Below are 17,957 nucleotides of genomic sequence, written 5' to 3'. Positions count from 1 at the left end.
CACAACGAAGTGGAGAAAACGCATGCCTGAATTCGACTACGAAGAGATGAAGAAGGAAGCCGAGCAGTACATCAAGTTCGAGAAGGACAAGAAGAACCGGATCGCCTACATCACCTTCGATCGTCCCGACGCGCAGAACGCCACCAGCCTGGGCATGCGGCAGGTTTATGCCGACCTGATCCACAAGTGCAACGTGGACGACGACGTCAAGGTCGTCGTAATCCGCGGCGAGGGAGAAGATTTCGGTAGTGGCGGCGACCTACCGGAACAGCGGGGCATGATCGAGAACCCGGGCATGCCGCTGCTGCACGAGCTCGCGATCAATGACGACGAGGTCAAGTACCCGCCGGGTGGGTCGTACCGGTACCTGTCCACCGTCACCGACTTCTATGCCAAGGCCCGCGCCGGTAACCGTCCGCTGCAGGAGCTTCGGAAGGTCAGCATCATCGAAGCCAAGGGCTATTGCTACGGCTGGCACTTCTACCAGGCCGGCGATGCCGACCTGGTGATCTCCTCGGAAGAGGCTCTGTTCGGGCACCCCGCGTTCCGGTACGTCGGCTGGGGACCCCGGCTGTGGTGGTGGGCCGAGACGATGGGCCTGCGCAAGTTCTCCGAAATGCTGTTCACCGGCCGGCCTTTCAGCGCAAAGGAGATGTACGACTGCGGCTTCGTCAACAGCGTGGTGCCCCGCGACCAGCTGGAGAAGGAAACCGAGAAGTACGCGCTGGCGTGCTCGAAGTCTCGTCCGACCGACACCGTCGCGGTGCAGAAGACGTTCCTGGAGCTCTACAAGCAGCACAAGGGCGAGTACTTCGGCAGCCTTCTCGTCGGCATGGTCGAGGGCATGCTGCCGATGATCCAGAACGACGTGGACAACACGGTCGACCTCACCGCCGGCACCTTCGAAAAGGGCCTCAACAACGTGGTGAAGGACAACGACATGAACTTCCCGCCGGAGTGGCGCCTGAGCCGCTCGGGACGCGCGAAGCCCTAGAGTGCCCCGGGGAGAGCTCGTATGTCGGCGCTGACCGGCTTCCGGGTCGTCGAGCTGGCGGGGTCGGTCGCAGGGGAGTACTGCGGAAAACTGCTGGCCGACTTCGGCGCCGAGGTCATCAAGGTCGAGATGCCCGGGTGGGGCAGTCCCACCCGGGCGATGGCCCCCATCGTCGGTGACGTCCCGGTGCCCGACGGCAGCGCGCTGTTCGCGTACCTCAACACGAACAAGCAATCGATCGAGTTCGACGTCACCGACCCGACCGGCGCCGAGCGCCTGCACGAACTCATCGGGGCGGCCGACGCCGTCATCGACGACCGCGCGACGAGCGGGGCCGAGCGGCACCCGGACGTGGTGTTCTGCTCGATCACCCCGTTCGGCCTGGGCGCGGCGCCCGAGTTCGACAATGCCAAGAGCATCAACGTCTTTCACGCCAGCGGCTGGGGATACCACACGCCCAGCCATCCCGACACCGCCCAGCCGCCGCTGCAGGGGCCTGGGCGGTTCCTCGCCGACTACGAGGCCGGGCTGGAGGCGGCGCTGTGTGTCGCCTCGGCGTTGTTCGGGCGCATGCACAGCGGTCGGGGCGAGTCGATCGACATCTCGCAGCAGGCCGTCCTGGTGTCGCGGGCGGATTGCATCCTGGGCCGGTTCGTCACCGGCGAGGTCCCGGCCGACGGCGCCCGCGACGACTTCGACCAGCAGGGGCCTGCGTCGTTTTTTGCCTGCGCGGACGGATTCGTCTACCTGTACATGACCAGCCGCGCGCACTGGGTGGGTGTCAAGGCCCTGATGGGTGACCCGGAGTGGCTCAACGAATTCGATGACGATTGGCTGGAGTTCTCGGTCACGCGCGAGAAGGTGGCGACCTTTCAGCGCGGTTTCGCGGAGTGGGTCAAAGACCTTGCCAAGGAGGCGGCCGCGGACCAGGCCCAGCGCATCAGCGTGCCGCTGGTTCCGGTCAACGGCGCGGCGGACCTGCACGAGTCGCCCCAGTACCGGCACCGCGGCTTCTTCACCGATCTTCGGCACCCCGTGCTCGGCCTGGCGTCGTATCCCACCGTCCCGTATGCGCTTAGCGCCTCGCCCACCGAAATCGTCTCCGCCGCACCCACCCTCGGCCAGCACACGGCCGCCGTCTTAGGCCGGCTCGCCACACCGCACCCGCGGCCGGCGGTGAAGTCGCCCCAGCTGAAGCCGCCCCGCGATGCCCGCGGCGGTCCGCTACAGGGCGTGCGCATCGTCGAACTCACCAAGGTGTGGGCGGGTCCCTACGCGGGCAAGCTGCTGGCGATGCTGGGCGCCGAGGTGATCAAGGTCGAGACCGCGGCCCTACCCGAGGAGATGCGGGCCTACGGGGGCACCGACATCAACCACGCGCCGTTCTTCCTGAGCATCAACCCGGAGATCCTCAGCGTGGACCTGGACATCAAATCGCCCGAGGGGATGGCGAATCTGCGCGAGCTGATCGCGCGCAGCGACATCGTCATCAATAACCTGCGGCCCGGCGCGATGGAGCGCCAGGGCCTGGGGTACGAGCAGCTGGCCGAGATCAAAGAAGACATCATCGCGGTGTCGATCAAGATGTGGGGTAACGACGGGCCGCTCGGGCATCAAACCGGTTATGCGCCCTGCTTTTCCGCGCTGGCCGGGTTGGCCTCGCTGGTCGGCTACCGGGGCGGGCCGCCGCTCGGGGCCAGCATGCGCTACGGCGATTCGACGGTCGGTGCCGCCGCCGCCTACGCCGCGGTGGTGGCCTTGCTGCACCGGGAGCAAACGGGCGAGGGACAGTTCGTCGACGTCTCCGCCGTCGAAACCCTCTCCTCGATGATCGGCGACTGCCTGCTGGAACAGAGCCTCACCGGAAAGCGGCTCGGGCCCAACGGCAATGGCCACCCGGACATCTGCCCACACGGCTGCTATCCGTGCGCGGACGGTGCGTGGATCACCGTCGCCGCCGCCGACGAGGCCCAATGGCGCAGCCTGTGCGACGTGCTAGGCGCCACCACGCTGGCCGACGACCCGCGCTACGCCTCTCGGGCCCAGCGGCACGCGAACTCCGACGCCCTCGACGCCGACCTCGCACGCCTCACCGTGGCGCGCGATGCGGAGGAGCTGGCCGCTCGGCTTCGGTCGGCGGGCGTGCCGGGCGGCAAGAGCGCCACATCGGTCGACGTGATTGCCGATCAACGGCTTTGGGACCGCGAGCTGTACCGGTTTGTGAGCGACCATCGGGAGGGCCAGCGGCCCGTGCTCGGACCGTCGTGGCGCCTCACGCGCGATCCGGCCCAGATTTCGCGCGGCGCGCCCGACCTCGGCGAGCACACCGACTACGTTGTGCATCAGATACTGGCGACGGGAGTAGAAGCATGACGCAGACACTGGCCAACACCGTCGCCCTGGTGACCGGGGCCAGCAGCGGCATCGGGGCGGCGACGGCGAAAGCGCTTGCCGCACAGGGCGCCGCGGTGGCCCTGCTGGCCCGCCGGGCCGACCGGTTGGCCGAACTGAAGGCCGAGATCGAATCCGCCGGCGGCGCTGCGCTGGTCGTGCCCGCCGACGTCACCGACGCCGAACAGGTGGCGGCCGCCGTGCAGCGCACCACCGCCGAACTGGGGCGCCTCGACATCCTGGTCAACAACGCCGGCCTGATGCAGTCGGCGCCCGCGACCGAAGCGTCGGTGCAGGACTGGGATCACATGGTGGGCGTCAACATTCAAGGTGTCCTGTATGCGACCCGGGCGGCGCTCCCGCACTTGATCGAAGCCGCCGCCGACGCCGGGCGGGGGGTGGCCGACCTGGTCACCATCAGTTCGACCGCGGGATGGGTGGCCCGCCCCAACACCGCCGTCTATTCGATGACCAAGTTCGGCGTGAACGCGTTCAGTGAAGGCCTCCGACAGGAGGTGCTGGGGCAGCGGGTTCGTGTCGGCGTGGTGGGCCCGGGAACCGTTGACACCGAGATCTTCAGCCACCTGGCCGGCGCCTCGCGGGAGGCGATCGCCCGGCAGACAGCCGACATGGTCATGCTGCGACCGGACGACATCGCCGATGCGGTGCTGTTCATGGTGACCCGCGATCGCCGCGTGGCGGTCAACCACATGCTGGTACGCGCGGCCGAACAGACCTGGTAACCAGTTGACTTCGCAGTGGGTCACCGGCGACCGGTTCGGTGTCGCCATTCCCGCCGATCCGGCGGCCCTGCGCGACGGCGGGGCCAAGTTCCTCACCGACGCATTCCGGTCCTCGGGCGAGCTGGTCGACGGCAACGCCGTCGCCGCCGTCACCGCGTTCACCGAGATCGACGGCGGCAGCACCGGACGCAAAGTGATGCTGTCGGTCGAATACGCCACGCCCGCAGCGGGTTTGCACACCGACCTGTTCGTGAAGTTCTCCCGCGATCTCGACAACCCGATCCGCGACCGGGGCAAGACGCAGATGGAGCCGGAGGTGCGATTCGCGGCGCTGTCGCGCGCACCCGGTTTCCCGATAGCCGTCCCGCATGTGCAGTTCGGCGATTACCACCGCGACACCGGCACCGGGATCTTGATCACCGAGCGAATCAGGTTCGGCGGCAACGGGATCGAGCGGCAATATCACAAGTGCCTGGACTACGAGATGCCCGAGCCGCTCGATCATTACCGCGCTCTGCTCACCGCGCTGGCCCGCCTCGCCGGCACCCAGCGGTCCGGGCGCCTGCCGGCCGAATTGACCGCGCACTTTCCGTTGGACGTGCAGGCGGCGACGGTGGGAGAGCGAGCGCCGCTGTCCGCCGAACGGCTGCAACGCCGGGTGCAGCAGGTGGCCGACTTCGCCGAGATTCGTCCCGGCCTGTTGCCCGCTACCGTTGGCTCGCAGGAGTTCCTGGCCCGCTTCGGCGAGGACGTACTGCGGATCGCACAACACGAAGACGCCATCACTCACCGGCTGGGCACCGACACTGACTATGTCGCGTTGTGCCATTGGAACGCCAACATCGACAACGCCTGGTTCTGGCGCGATTCCGCGGGCGATCTGCACTGCGGATTGCTGGATTGGGGCTGCGTCGGCCAGATGAACATGGGCATGGCCATCTGGGGCGCCATGTCGGCCGCCGAAACCGACATGTGGGACGTCTATTTCGGCGAGCTGCTGCAGGTGTTCGTCGCCGAGGTGCATCGCTGCGGCGGCCCCGCACTGGACGCCGACCGGCTACTCCGCCACACGCTGCTGTACGCGGCGGCGATGGGCGTCGCCTGGCTCCTCGACGTCCCGGCGTTGCTCCGCAAGCGATTCGGCGACGACGTGCCCGACGATCGCCGCGACCCCCGCATCAGGGACGACGAAGGCCTGCGCGCACCGCTGCAGATGCTGTCGAATCTGCTGAGCGCGTGGGAGCGGCATCGTATCGGCGATCTGCTGGACGCCGCGCTGGCCGAGGTGAACTAAGGCTCGTCGTCGTCCCCGTCGTGCAGCAGCATTTCGGGATGATGAAACGTGTTGATGCGCGGCTGGCCGCGGTCCAGGTGGGGCGGGGGAAGCCATTCGGTGTCACCCCTGGCGTTCTTCCGGGTCGTCCAACCTCCAGGTCGCAACAGGCGATGCTGGGGTCCGCAGGCGAACGTCAAGTTGTTCACGTCGGTGGCACGGCATTGGGCCCAATCGGTGACGTGGTGAACTTCGCAGTAGTAGCCCGGCGTGGTGCACCCCGGGCCCGAGCATCCGCGATCCTTGGCGTACAACACGATTCGCTGCGCCGGGGACGCCAGGCGCTTCGTGTGATAGAGCGCCAGGGCCTTCCCCTTGTCGAAGATCGCCAGGTAGTGATGCGCGTGGCGGGCCAGGCGGATCACGTCGCTCATCGGAAGGACGGTGCCGCCACCGGTGAGCCCGCGCCCGGCGGCGGCCTCCAGCTCCGCCAGGGTCGTCGTGACGATGATGGAGGCAGGTAGCCCGTTGTGCTGACCTAGCTTTCCGGAGGCAAGTGATCCCCGCAGCACCGCATTCAACGCGTCATGGTTGCGTTGGCTCGCGCTGCGCGCGTCCCCCTCGATGGCCTCCTCACTCGGACTCGCGTCCACGCAAGGCTTTTCGTCGTCGGGATTGCACATGCCGGGCGCGGCAAGCTTCGCCAGGACGGCTTCGAGCGTGGCGCGTGCTTCGGGGGTCAGCCAGCCGCGCAGCTGCGACATGCCGTCGGCCTGCTGGTTACCCAGCGTCAGGCCGCGCTGCCGCGCCCGGTCCTCATCGCTGTAGTTGCCGTCGGGGTTGAGGCAGTCGGCGAGGGTGTCGGCCAGGTCCGCGAGTTGCTCGGGGCGAAACTGGCTGCCCTCCTTGGCCAGCCGGGCCTCCACCTGCTCGCGGGTTTCTGCGTCGATCCAGCCGGGCAGCTGGTGGTAGAACCTGCGGATCACCGCCACCTGGCCGGTCCCCAAGCTGCCGTGGCGTTGAGCCTCAGCGGTGGCAGGCATCGTAGGATCCATGGGTTCACCGGTAAGGCCGCGCCGCGGGCCCAGATCCCGCGCCTCTTTGATGCGCTGGGCCGCTTGGCCGCGGCTGATCAGCGTCTCTTCGGCAATCGCATGGGACAGCTTGCCGCCCAGCTCTTCCGGAGTGGCTTGGCGGGCGAGACTATTGATCAGCGGATGCTCGAGGGCCGGCAAGCGGCGCCTGATTTTCTCGTAATTCTTCAGCATCGCCAGCTGCTCGCGAGTAGCCAACGCGCCGCAGTCGCACTCGATCAGTTCGTCGAACGCAGCGTGGATCGTGGCAAAAGCCCCCGACAACGCCTCCCGACCGATCACACCCCGAAACTATCGGCGCCCACCGACAAAAACCGCCGTCAAAATCGCCCTAGATGCACACTCGCGCAATTAGTTTCAGCAATACGAAGGGCTGCCGGTCAGCACGTCCACACCATCAGCAGTGACATGGACGGTGTCGCGCCGGAACACCGCGCCGATGCCTTGCCGCCACACGTATCCGGTGAGCGCCAACACCATCCCGGCTTCGAGTTGGTCGAGTTCACCGGCGGCCAAGAGCGTTTCGGAGACCACGGGCGGGTCAAAACCGAGCCCGAGCCCGTGCGCCACGGGCATCGGGGGCACCGGCTCCCCGGCCGCCTCGTAGGCGGCGAGCAGATCGCGCGTCGATGCGCCCGGACGGCACGCGGCAAGCATCTTGTCGTACAGCGCGTTTGACCGTGCGAACAGCTTGCGGGTGTCGCCGCTGACGTCACCGACCGGCCAGGTTCGGCCCACCTCGGCGACATAGCCATTCGCCAGCGCGCCGGCGGCGAACGCGACGAGGTCGCCCGGCCGGGCCTCGGCCCCACCACGGTGCCACGGCTGTTCACGCGATGTCACCCACGCGGCGTCCTGGGTGGCGGGCGTGCTCACCCCGCCCGCGGCCATTGCCTCCATCATGACCCCGGCCAGCGTCCGCTCCGACACGCCAGGCGCCAATTGGCCCACGGCGGTGGCGAGCCCGTGCTCGGCGATCCGCAACGCACTGTCCATCGCGGCGATTTCATCGGGCGTCTTGATGCGCCGCGCGGCCCGCATCGCCGGTTCTGCGTCGACGAGTTCGGCATTCGGGAATGCCTCGGGCAGCAGCGCGGCGAAAGTCGGTGTGATCGCGTCGGTTCCGACCCGCATCGCCGCCTCGGCGCCGTCGACCTTCTTCAGCACGTCGATCAGCGTCATCGGATTCCAGGCCAACCCGTAGAGGTGATCGTGGTCGATCTCCTCCGGGACGCCCTCGTCGTCGGTGCTGTTGAGGTAGATGTCCCCGGTCGCGCGCACCAGCACACACATCGGTCCGAATGGCCGGGTCCCGGCTATCCACAGCTGCGGTGCGCCGGTGACATAGCGAATGTTGGCCTGCCGGCCCAACACCAGGATGTCCAGGCCGTGCTTGTCCATTTCGGCCAGCGCCCGGTCCCGGCGCCCCGATCGCAGTGCCCGGGTGTCGGGCAGAACCTCAGTCGCCATAAGGCGTATAGGGGTAGTCGGTAATCGGCGCGTAGCCGTCTTCGGTGATCACCACGATCTCCTCACTGCGATAACCTCCCGTTCCGTCCTCCCACATCACCGGCTCCAGCACCAGAACCATTCCGACCGGGAAGACGAAGCTGTCGTCGAACTCCTGACCGAGATCCGTTCCGATCATCGGGGCCTCGGCGGGATAGGTGCCGATGCCATGACCCAGGTAGAAGTGCGGTAGCCACGGCTTGCGACCACCGTGGGCCGCGATCGCCGTGCGCGCCAAATCACCGGACGTCACACCGGCTTTGGTCACCCCGAGCACGGCATCCAGCACCGCGCGCCACTGCCGGAACTGATCCTGCTGTTTCGGCGTCGGCTGCTCGCCGACCACCCACGTCCGGCCGAAGTCCGAGCAGTAGCCGTGGTAGGTGATGCTGATGTCGGTCCACAACACGTCACCGGCGGCCAGTTCGCGATCGGTGGGCAACAGCGGCAGCGCGAGATCGCCGTGCGTCGTCCACACCCCGGCTTCCCGCGAAGTCGGCATCACCTGCCAGATGGCCTCCAGCATGTTGGTGGTGGCGCCCAGCTCGAAGGCGCGCCGCACAAACGTGGCAGAGAGGTCGATCTGCCGCACGCCCGGCGCCAAAGCCTTCTGCACGTCGACGATGGCTTGTTCGGTGATCCGCGCCGCCTTGCGCAGGCAGGACAGCTCGTCGCGGGTTTTCACCAGTTGCGCTGCGCCGAGCACGATCGCCGCGTCCGTCGGCGGGCCGGCCGGAAATAGCTTGGCCGACGCCCGGCGCATCGCGCCGGTGAGCTCGTCGACCGCGATGTTGGACCCCGGCGGGACCAGATCGGTCAGCTTGCGCGCGAATTGCTCGACGCCGTGGTCGAATTCGAGATATGCGGGCCCATGCACATGATCGGCGGGCACCGGCAACTCCGCCGACGCCCCGCTGCGGAACGGCATGAACAGGTGCGGATGTTCGTCGTCGGCGAGCACCACCGCGACCGGACGCTCGACATGCGACAGGCCGGCGTCCACGAGGGGCCAGCTGGCCCCCGTCGCGTATCCGACATAGCCGTTCATCAGCAGGACCAGCGCGTCGACGCCCTGTTCGGCCATCGCGGCCCGCACCCGCGCCCCAACCTCCGTGCGCATGCGGGCAAAGTCCGGCTCGTCAGGTGCGTCCAGGACCGAGCGCCGCGCAGTCAATGTGTTCGTCATGCCGAGATCCCCAGGAATTCCTTGACGTTGCCGCCGACCACCCGAACGGCGTCCTCGGGTCCCACGGCCTCGACGACGGCGGCCAGCGATCGCTCCGAATAGCCGAAAGTGCTTTCGTTGTGCGGATAGTCAGAGGACCACATCACCTTGTCGATCCCGATCTCGTCGATCTGGCGTAAACCCAGGGGATCGACCATGAACGAGGCGCACATGTGGGTGTCCCAGTAGTGGCGGATGTCGTGCTCGGGCTGGTGCGCCAGCATGTGTTCATACGAGGCCCGGACGTGCTCCGCGTCCTGCAGCGCCGTGGGCACCCAGGCTATGCCGCCCTCGAACCAGCCGATCCGCAGCCCGCGATGCCGGTCGAGGATGCCGCCGAAGACGTACTTGGAGAACATCTCCCGGAACGAGTCGATGTTGACCATCATGGCCACCGCGACGCTGTTGACCTCGCTGGGGAACTTGGGCTGGCTCTCGCCGATGTGGTGCGTGATCGGCAGGCCCGCCTCCTCGATCTCGTCCCACACGGCGCTCATCGCGGTGCTCGAGTAATCGATGGGCTGGCCGTTCTCGTCGTTGCCGGGGCTGATTGGCATCAGAAAAGTGCTGAGCCCCAACGACTTCAGCTCGGCCAGCGTGCGGCGGGCGCCGCGGGGATCCCACCAGTTGATCAATCCGACGCCGTAGCAACGGCCGTCGGAGCGTTCCTGGACGTCGGCGATGTGCTCGTTGTAGACCCGGAAGATCCGCTCGCGGATCTCGTGGTTGGGGTGGTGGAACAGCGCGAGGACCGCGTTGGGGAAGGCCAGCTCCCTGTCGACGCCGTCCTCGGCAAGCTCACGGATCCGGGCCTCGACGTTGTTGGTGGCCGCCCCGGCCAGGTCGTCGTATTGCATCAGCACCGCGCTGAAATCGCCGACCACCATGGACTGTCCCGGTTGGCCGAGCAGATACGCGCCGTCCTCGTACCAGATCCGCGGCGCCTGGTCTTTGAGGTCGTCGGGGAAGCGCTCATAGAAGATGTCGTCGGCCACCGAGATGTGGTTGTCGGCGGAGAACACCTCGGTGCCGGGCGGCAGGCCGGTGTTGAACGAGGCCGCCTGCCCATGGCGATGCTTGGGCGCACCGATGACGCCTTCGGGATACAGGGTGGGGGCTGGGCTGGACATCGTCGTCCCTTCGTTTCCAATCACCGGGTGAGCACGCCGAGGCGTTCCAGGTCGGCGAGGTACTTCTCGATCAATTGCTGCGAGACATGGGGGATGGCGCGACCCGAGTGTTCGACCGCGGACTGGAACTGCGCGCCGGGGACCGGTGAACCGGCGATGGCCACCATGGGTTCACGGTAGACGTCCAGGACGGCGAGCACCGACTGGGCACGCTGCCGTTCCGGCAAGGCGCGCATTGCGGTCTCGAATCGCTCCAGCCAGCCGCCGTAGTCGTCGATCTTCTCGATCGCATACCCCGCGGCGATGATCCAGTCGACGAACGTGTCCAACGAAATGCCGTCGTCGTGCGGATTGGTGGTGTTGTAGGTGTCAAAACCGCTGCCGTGCCGCGGCCCGATGGCCGCGATCGCTTCGGCGAGGAAGCCCACCGGCAGGCCCTCGTAGTGCGGCCTGGCGTCGCGGGCGTGATAGAACGACCGCGGCGCGACACCGGTGGCGACCAGACTGAACAGCAATCGCGTGAAAATGTCTGGCACGTTGAGCTGTTCGGTGTAACGGGTGTCGGCCAGGATCATGCCGGGCCGGAACACCGCGACGGGTAGCCCGCACACGTCGTGCGCCTCGCGCATCAGCACCTCGCCGGCCCACTTGCTGATCCCGTACCCGTTGGCGTAGCTCTCGTCGACGACGCAGGCGGGCACGCTGCGGCGGATGTCGGTGTCCTCGTCGACGAGCTGGTGTGCCACGGCGCTGACGCCCATCGTGGAGATGTAGTGAACGGGCTTGAGCCTGGCCGTGATCGCCAGCCGGATCACCTCGGCGGTTCCCGCGACGTTCGCGGCGAACAGCTGGCGATAGGGCAGGACGTGGTTGACGTGGGCGGCCGGGTGCACGATCAGGTCCACGGTCTGGGTCAGCCGCTCCCAGGCCTGCGCATCGAGCCCGAACCGGGGCTCGCCGATGTCGCCGGCTATCACCTCCAGGTGGCCCTCGCCCAACGTCCGGAAGCGCTCGAGCAGCTCGGGGTCGGAGGCCAGCACGGCCTCGATGCGCTGCCGCGCGGCGGTCGCGTCCGCACCCCGCGTCAGGCACACCAGGGTGCCGCCCGCGTCGGCGAGCTGCTGCAGCCATTCCATGCCGAGGAACCGCCCCAGGAAGCCCGTCGCGCCGGTGAGCAGCACCGTGCGCACCTCACGGGTCGGCGCGGGCAGGGTCATCGCGGTCCGCAGGAGGTCGTCCTCGATGAACTTGTCCAGCGTCAGGTCCGCGGCGTGGACTTCGACACCGTCCGTGCCGTGCACCGACGCGAAGCTCGGTTTGTCGGAGTCGCGATGCCGTTCGATGTGGCCGGCGATGGCGAGCAGGTCACCGGTCGGGTCCACCACGACGCCGACCGGGACCTCGACACCGTAGATGTCGGCGAGCAGCGTCGAAAAGGTCAGTGCGGAAAGCGAATCGCCGCCCAGGTCGATGAACCGCGCCTCGGGCGATACGTCCGCGGCGGGCACGCCGAGGGTGGCCTGCACGGCCTTGGTGATGGTCGCCAGCACCGGCTGATCGGCGCCGCCGGTGCGCAGCGTGCGGAGCTGACCCAGCTGCTGGTCGGCCATAGTGGCGTAGAGCTCTTCGAGTCGATCGCCGTAGCGGGCTTTGAGCTTGGGGCGCAGGAACTTTCCCACCCCCGACAGCAGCCCATTAGCGAGGCTGAACGGCTCGGTCTCGATGAGGAAGTCGCGCGGGATCTCGTAGCCGTTGAGCTGGTTTTCGCGGGCGACCTGTCGCAGCGACTCGGCGATCGCGGAGGCGTCCGTTCCGCCTTCGGTCGGGACGACGACGGCGAGCAGGAAGGAGCGTTCGCTGCTGCCGTAGATGTAGATCTGGTGGATCAGCGGGCTGGTCGAGTACAGGGCTTCCAGCCGGGAGACCGCGACGAATTCGCCTTGCGACAGCTTGATCACGTTGTTGCGGCGATCGACGTAGCGCAACTGATCCGGCCCGACCTCGGCCATGATGTCGCCAGTCTTGTAGTAGCCGTCCTCGTCGAACATCGTCGCCGTCAGGTCCGGCCGGTTGTAGTAGCCGGCCATGAACCTGGCCGACTTGACCGCCAATTCCCCACGCGGATAGGGCTTGTCGGTATTGAAGTAGCCCAGATCGGGAACGTCGAGCAGCTTGTAGTCGATCACCGGCGGACGCAGCACGTGCTCGTCGGCCACGATCATGCCACCGGCGATCTCGGTGGACGAGTAGCCGATCAGCAGGTGCTGGTCCAGCACGTCCTCCATGAAGGCCTTGATCTCCGGGGACAACGCGGCCGAACCACAGCCCACCGCCAGCACCCGGCCGCCCAGAATCCGTTCGCGGATCGCCGTGACGAGTTCGGGGGCAGCATCGTCCGAATGCGTGTGGCGGTCTAGCTGTGATGTCCAGGGAGGTTGTCCCGTTCGGTGTCGGTGAGCCTGTGTGACAGGTGAAGGCCTCCGGTTGTGAAGTGGAGCTGTCTAGAAACCGCTTCACCAACCAGGAGGCCTTCGTGTCCCACGTTAACGCTGCATTGACCCCGCGCGCCCGTTTGAGGCTTGCCCAGCTCGTCGTCGAGCAGGGTTGGACCTACGCCGCAGCGGCCAAGATGTTCATGGTCGCGGAACGAACGGCCAAAAAGTGGGCCGTCCGATACCGCACCGAGGGGCCTGCCGGCATGCTCGACCGCAGTTCAAGGCCGCATCGCAGCCCGACCAAAACCAATGTTCAGCTGATGCGGCGAATCGTGAAACTACGGTGGCGCAAGCGACTGGGGCCAGTTCAGATCGCTGGTCAACTCGGCATGGCGGCCTCGACCGTGCACGCCGTGCTGACCCGCTGCCGAATCAACCGGCTCTCGCACATCGATCGCGTCACCGGCGAACCGCTGCGCCGCTACGAGCATGCCTATCCGGGTTCATTGATCCATGTCGATGTCACCAAGTTCGCCAACATCCCCGACGGTGGGGGTCACAAGTTCATGAGTCGCCAACAAAGCAGACGCAACGCCCGCCAGACCGCCCGCCGCACCGGCGAACGCAACAAGCGATATCAACCCAGAATCGGAATAGCGTTCTTACACACCGTCATCGACGATCATTCCCGCGTGGCATACGCCGAAATATGCACCGATGAAAAAGCCTCCACCGCCATCGGCGTGCTCCGACGTGCCATCGCGTGGTTTGCCGATCATGGGGTCACCGTCGAAAGGGTCTTGTCCGACAACGGCTCGGCCTACCGGTCCTACGCCTGGCGTGACGCCTGCACCGAATTGGGCATCACCGCCAAGCGAACCCGCGCCTACCGGCCCCAGACGAACGGCAAAGTCGAGCGATTCCACCGCACTCTTGCCGACGGCTGGGCCTACGCCCGACTCTACGAATCAACCGAACACCGCAACGACGCTCTACCCGGCTGGCTGCACTCCTACAATCACCACCGAGCCCACTCCGCCCTCGGAGGCCAGCCACCGGTCACCCGACTGACCAACCTCCCTGGACATCACATCTAGCTCGCGCTGATAGTGGTGATAGAACATCTCGCACACCCTCGGCACCAGGCTCAGCGAGGTGGGGCGCACCAGCGCCAGGTCCTCGAACAGTGTCGACAGATCGCTCTTGGCGGCGAAGTAGCTGGTGCCACCGTTCGCCAGGGTCAGGATCACGTAGCCATAGCCGATCAGGTGGCTCATCGGCATGTAGCTCAACGTGATGACCGGTTGGTCGGATTGCGCGAGCCAGGTGCCGATGCACAGGCTCTCGGTGAACATCGCGCCCTTGGGCGTGCCGGTGCTGCCCGACGTGTAGAACACCCAGGCCAGCGGGTCCTCGCCGGCCGGCGCGACATGCAGCGGCGGGGGAGGCAACGAAACCCCATGCGCGACAACGTCGTCGATTGTTTCGATGGTCAGCGCGCTGTCCGCCGCGGCCAATCGCGCGCATGCCGCCTCGTAGGCGGCGCGCTGGTCGTCGTCGCGGGGTTCGTAGTCGAAGACGATGAGGCGTTGCGGGGCCGTGCCGATCAGGGTGGCCTCGACCGCGTTCTCGAGGTTGTCGATGCCGACGGCGAAGATCCGGGGCTGCGTCTCGGTCAGGATCGGCGCGTGCTGGCTGGCCGGCGCGCTGGTCTGCAGGGGCACCACCACCGCGCCCAGGTGAATGCACGCGCATTCGATGGCCGTGTAGTCGATGCTGGCGAATCCCAGCACGCACACGAAGTCTCCGGTGCGCACCGGATGCTGCTCGTGCTGGTGCCAGTCGGCGGCCAGCCCCTGCACCCGCGCCCACAGATCCGTATAGGTGATGGTTTCGAACTGCGGCAGGAAGCGCAGCGACGCACGCCCGGTGCCGGGATCGGTGCTGATCTCACGGACACGCTGTCCCAGCGCAGGCCGGTCGGCGTAGCCCTGCAGGACGGTCGCCATGACCTCGGCGATCCGCAGGCCCGACGCGCGTGCCGCCGCGGCGATCTGGTCATCGGGCCGGGTGATCTGGAACTGCTCGTCCTCGGCGTACAAACGCTCCCGCCGGCGCGCCACCCGCTCCCACTGATCTTGCGCGGCACCGGGATCCTTAACGTCAGAGCGACCGACGAACGCCATCATCCACCACCTTCATGTGTCGGTGCCTCGCCTCGAGTCAGTCAAGGTAAGTGACACCGGTGAGTTGTTCGGAGAGCTGCCAAAGCTTCGTCATGTCGGTCTCGCTGCGAGCCAACCGGGCAACGCCGGCGAAAGTGACTCCGCCCCCCACGGTTTCGTAGAAGCCGCGCGGGCCGTAGTATTTGGCGCCCTCGGCATCCGGCGACACCGCCGCGTACAGCGTCGGCTTGATGCCTTCGTCGACGTCGAGCCACATGAACGGCAGCAGTCGCCAGGTCAGCCGCGTGAGTCGCGCCTGCAGCGTTGGCTTTTCGCGACCGTAGGACGCGCCGCTGAGCAGATTCGTCTTGGTCAGCCCGGGATGCGCGGCGTTGGACATCAGCCCCCAGCCACCGAGGCGGCTGCGCCGGTCCAACTCGACCGCGAACATCAGCTGCGCGAGTTTGGCGATCCCGTAGGAGTACATGGGCTTGTAGCCGCGTTCGGCATTGGGATCGCCGAATTCAATCTTCCCCTGCGTGGCGGCGAGGCTGCTCACGGTGACCACGCGGGCGGACTCGGCCGCGCGCAGCAGCGGCAGCAGGCGTCCGGTCAACGCGAAGTGCCCCAAATGGTTGGCGCCGAACTGCAACTCGAAGCCGTCATCGGTCTGCTGGCGTTGCGGGGGAGTCATGATCCCGGCGTTGTTGATCAAGATGTCGATCGGCCGGCCCTCCGCGCCTAGCTGGTCGCCCAGGGCCGACACGCTTTGCAGCGACGACAGGTCCAGCTGCCGGATGCTCAGCTTCGCCGCCGGCACCTCGCGCCGGATCTCGGCGATCGCCGCTTCGCCCTTGGGCCTGCTTCGTATCGCCATGACGACATCAGCGCCGGCGGCGGCGAGGCGTTTCGTCAGGCCGAAACCCAAACCGCTGTTGGCACCGGTGACGACGGCGAACCTGCCGGATAGATCCGGAACCTGCAGCGTTAGAGAGGGTTTCACCATGTGACGGGAAGCTCGTACACGCCGTAGGCCAGGGTGTCATGCTTGAACGGCAGCCCCTCGACCGGTTCGGCGAGCCGCAGCGTCGGGATGCGGCGGAACAGCGTTGGCAGAGCAATCTGCAATTCCATCCTGGCCAGCTGCTGACCCACACACTGGTGGCGGCCGTAGCCGAAGCCGACGTGGGCGCCGTCGTCGCGGCGCAGGTCCAGCCGGTCGGGATCGGGGAATTGGCGGGGGTCCCAGTTCGCCGGTGCGACGTCGAGGATGATGCCCTCGCCGGCCCGGATGGTTTCGCCACCGACTTCGATGTCCTCCACGGCAATCCGGCGCTGACCGGTCTGAATGATGCTGAGGTAGCGCATCAGTTCCTCGACCGCGGCGGCGATGGCCTTCGGGTCATCGCTGTCGCGCAGGAACGCCAGCTGATCCGGGTGCTCGAGTAGGGCCGCGATGCTCAGGCTGATCATGTTCGCGGTGGTCTCGTGACCGGCGATCAGGACGCCGAGCGCCAGCTGGGTGGCCTCGCGCACGCTGATCTCTTCGGCGTTCACCCGCTCGGCGAGGTCGGACACCAGATCCTCTGAGCGGTCAGCCATCTTGGCCCGGATCAGGTTGGCGATGTATTTCGCCAGCGAGGCCGCACCCTGGGCGGTGTCCTCCTCGGTCGCATTGCGGGCGGTGCCCCGCTGGGCCTGCTCCTGGAAGAAGTCCGCGTCCTCGTACGGCACGCCCAGCATCTCGCTGATCACCAGCGACGGGATGGGCAGCGCCACCGTGCTGACCACGTCGCCCGGGTTGGGGCCGGCTAGCAGGGCGTCGACACGCTCGTCGGCGATCTTCTGCACCGCCGGCCGCAGCCCCTCAACACGCTTGAAGGTGAACGGTTTTGACAGCATCCGGCGGTACCGGGTGTGCTCTTCGGCGTCGGAGGTGAACACCGAGCGCGGCCTCTTGTCGACAGTGGCCAGCATGCCCTCGTTCCAATGCGGGTATCCGGGCAGCCGGTCGTCGACGCTGGTGCGGGAATCGGTGAACAACGCGCGGATCGCGTCGTAGCCGTGAATCAACCAGGGCGTGCTGCCGTCCCAGATCCGGACTCGGCTCAGCTGCTTGTTTGTATTGAACGCCAACGATTCTGGGGGCGGGGCGAATGGGCAGCCCGCGGCCCGCGTCATCGGGAATTCCAAAATATCGGTGGCGGTCATTGTGCTCCTTGGTTTTTCGGCTGCTCGGCCTCCGCCGGTTCACCGGCCGCGATCACGTGGACGGGTGCACGCCACAGCCCAACGATCGCGTCGATCAGTCCTTCCCCGGCGACCGGCCAACTGGAACGCGCTCTCGGCCCGTATTCGGCCAGCGCGCCTTCGTGCTCGGCGCAGGTATGCATCAACAGGTTTCGCATCATCACGATTCGCTCGGCACGCACCCGCTTGGGCAGATCGGGCAGGCAGCGGTTGATCCCATCGATCGTTTGCACCAACAGCGGCGAGGTCAACGCGTCCTTGGTGACGACCTTGCGGTAGGTCGGGTCGGCCATGGCCTGCGCCGCGAATCGCGCATACCAACTCGGGGTCCCGAGCACGGTCAGATGCTCGGTGAGCGGCCGCACCAACGTGCCCACCCAGTCCCGCAACTCGGTGGAATCGCCGATGTCGCTGACCATCTGCGCACGCAGCTCCTCGATCGGCTCGCGGTGCTTGCTTTCGATCGCGCGCAACAGCTCGGTCCGAGTGCCGAAGTGATAGCACGCGGCGGCGTTATTGCCTTGCCCCGCCGCCTCGCTGATCTGCCGGTTGGACACGGCATACATCCCGCGTTCGGCGAACAACCACTCCGCGGCGGACAAGATCGCCTCTCGCGTCCCCGTCGACCGGTCGGAGCGAATCGTGCGCTCGGCTTTCACCGCCCCAGTGAACACCGCCGGACGGATTAAATCAAGCAATTTATTTAGTGGAGCGTCGGTTCTGCCGCCCGGCCGCGTTGCCGGCGGCC

At 66.9% G+C, this 17,957-nt stretch carries 14 protein-coding genes; 5 read left to right on the top strand and 9 right to left on the bottom strand.

Translation table 11 applies throughout. The annotated features are described in order from the left end of the window. Nucleotides 1-22 precede the first annotated feature (22 nt). Genes MRAB57_RS23255 through MRAB57_RS23240 form a run of 4 tightly spaced genes read left to right on the top strand, consistent with a single transcriptional unit; the run spans nt 23 to nt 5,422 of the window. Nucleotides 23-994 carry an enoyl-CoA hydratase/isomerase family protein gene (locus MRAB57_RS23255; protein ID WP_077089434.1) on the top strand — a complete coding sequence of 324 codons (972 nt, stop codon included), beginning with the start codon at nt 23-25 and terminating at the stop codon, nt 992-994. A gap of 21 nt (nt 995-1,015) precedes the next feature. Further along, entirely contained in the window at nt 1,016-3,367 is a 2,352-nt protein-coding gene (locus tag MRAB57_RS23250; RefSeq protein WP_077089433.1) for a CaiB/BaiF CoA transferase family protein, read from the top strand. Further along, entirely contained in the window at nt 3,364-4,128 is a 765-nt protein-coding gene (locus tag MRAB57_RS23245) for an SDR family NAD(P)-dependent oxidoreductase (protein ID WP_077089432.1), read from the top strand. Before MRAB57_RS23250 ends, MRAB57_RS23245 begins: the two co-directional genes overlap by 4 nt. A 4-nt stretch (nt 4,129-4,132) precedes the next feature. Beyond that, nucleotides 4,133-5,422: a hypothetical protein gene (locus tag MRAB57_RS23240; protein WP_077089431.1), complete on the top strand. Its 1,290-nt coding sequence runs from the start codon at nt 4,133-4,135 to the stop codon at nt 5,420-5,422. Here the strand turns inward: MRAB57_RS23240 and MRAB57_RS23235 are convergent. From MRAB57_RS23235 to MRAB57_RS23215, 5 genes are all read right to left on the bottom strand, one after another. Further along, complete coding sequence (locus MRAB57_RS23235; protein ID WP_077089430.1) at nt 5,419-6,777, bottom strand: HNH endonuclease signature motif containing protein; 1,359 nt, start codon at nt 6,775-6,777, stop codon at nt 5,419-5,421. The two genes, MRAB57_RS23240 and MRAB57_RS23235, sit on opposite strands and share 4 nt — an antisense overlap. 75 nt (nt 6,778-6,852) lie before the next feature. Continuing rightward, nucleotides 6,853-7,965, bottom strand: a complete 1,113-nt coding sequence (locus MRAB57_RS23230; RefSeq protein WP_077089429.1) for a M24 family metallopeptidase — start codon at nt 7,963-7,965, stop codon at nt 6,853-6,855. Then, nucleotides 7,955-9,190 carry a M24 family metallopeptidase gene (locus MRAB57_RS23225; protein ID WP_077089428.1) on the bottom strand — a complete coding sequence of 412 codons (1,236 nt, stop codon included), beginning with the start codon at nt 9,188-9,190 and terminating at the stop codon, nt 7,955-7,957. The genes MRAB57_RS23230 and MRAB57_RS23225 overlap by 11 nt, the downstream gene beginning before the upstream one ends. Next, nucleotides 9,187-10,359 carry an amidohydrolase family protein gene (locus tag MRAB57_RS23220; RefSeq protein ID WP_077089427.1) on the bottom strand — a complete coding sequence of 391 codons (1,173 nt, stop codon included), beginning with the start codon at nt 10,357-10,359 and terminating at the stop codon, nt 9,187-9,189. Before MRAB57_RS23220 ends, MRAB57_RS23225 begins: the two co-directional genes overlap by 4 nt. A gap of 20 nt (nt 10,360-10,379) precedes the next feature. After that, the gene (locus tag MRAB57_RS23215; protein ID WP_281254408.1) at nt 10,380-12,710 is read right to left on the bottom strand and encodes a thioester reductase domain-containing protein; all 2,331 of its coding nucleotides are present in this window, start codon (nt 12,708-12,710) and stop codon (nt 10,380-10,382) included. Nucleotides 12,711-12,892: 182 nt separating this feature from the next. On the opposite strand from MRAB57_RS23215, the gene MRAB57_RS23210 reads away from it, so the two are divergent. Continuing rightward, on the top strand, nt 12,893-13,891 hold the full coding sequence (locus MRAB57_RS23210) for an IS481 family transposase (protein WP_108638132.1): 999 nt from the start codon (nt 12,893-12,895) through the stop codon (nt 13,889-13,891). Here the strand turns inward: MRAB57_RS23210 and MRAB57_RS23205 are convergent. From MRAB57_RS23205 to MRAB57_RS23190, 4 genes are read right to left on the bottom strand one after another with little or no spacing between them, the layout of a single operon-like run. Then, a complete protein-coding gene (locus tag MRAB57_RS23205) occupies nt 13,787-14,980 on the bottom strand; it encodes an AMP-binding protein (RefSeq protein WP_157900654.1) in 1,194 nt (397 codons plus the stop codon). The two genes, MRAB57_RS23210 and MRAB57_RS23205, sit on opposite strands and share 105 nt — an antisense overlap. A gap of 37 nt (nt 14,981-15,017) precedes the next feature. Next, a complete protein-coding gene (locus tag MRAB57_RS23200; RefSeq protein WP_077089423.1) occupies nt 15,018-15,965 on the bottom strand; it encodes an SDR family oxidoreductase in 948 nt (315 codons plus the stop codon). Next, nucleotides 15,959-17,170, bottom strand: coding sequence for a cytochrome P450 (locus tag MRAB57_RS23195; protein WP_077089422.1), 1,212 nt, complete (start codon nt 17,168-17,170; stop codon nt 15,959-15,961). Before MRAB57_RS23195 ends, MRAB57_RS23200 begins: the two co-directional genes overlap by 7 nt. After that, nucleotides 17,167-17,883 (bottom strand): TetR/AcrR family transcriptional regulator, encoded by a 717-nt coding sequence (locus tag MRAB57_RS23190; protein WP_077089421.1) that lies wholly within the window; start codon nt 17,881-17,883, stop codon nt 17,167-17,169. Before MRAB57_RS23190 ends, MRAB57_RS23195 begins: the two co-directional genes overlap by 4 nt. Nucleotides 17,884-17,957: the final 74 nt, after the last annotated feature.

Source organism: Mycobacterium rhizamassiliense, from assembly GCF_900157375.1.
Classification (GTDB): domain Bacteria; phylum Actinomycetota; class Actinomycetes; order Mycobacteriales; family Mycobacteriaceae; genus Mycobacterium; species Mycobacterium rhizamassiliense.
Note: the sequence above shows the minus strand (reverse complement) of the source record. Positions and strands in the feature narration are given on the sequence as shown.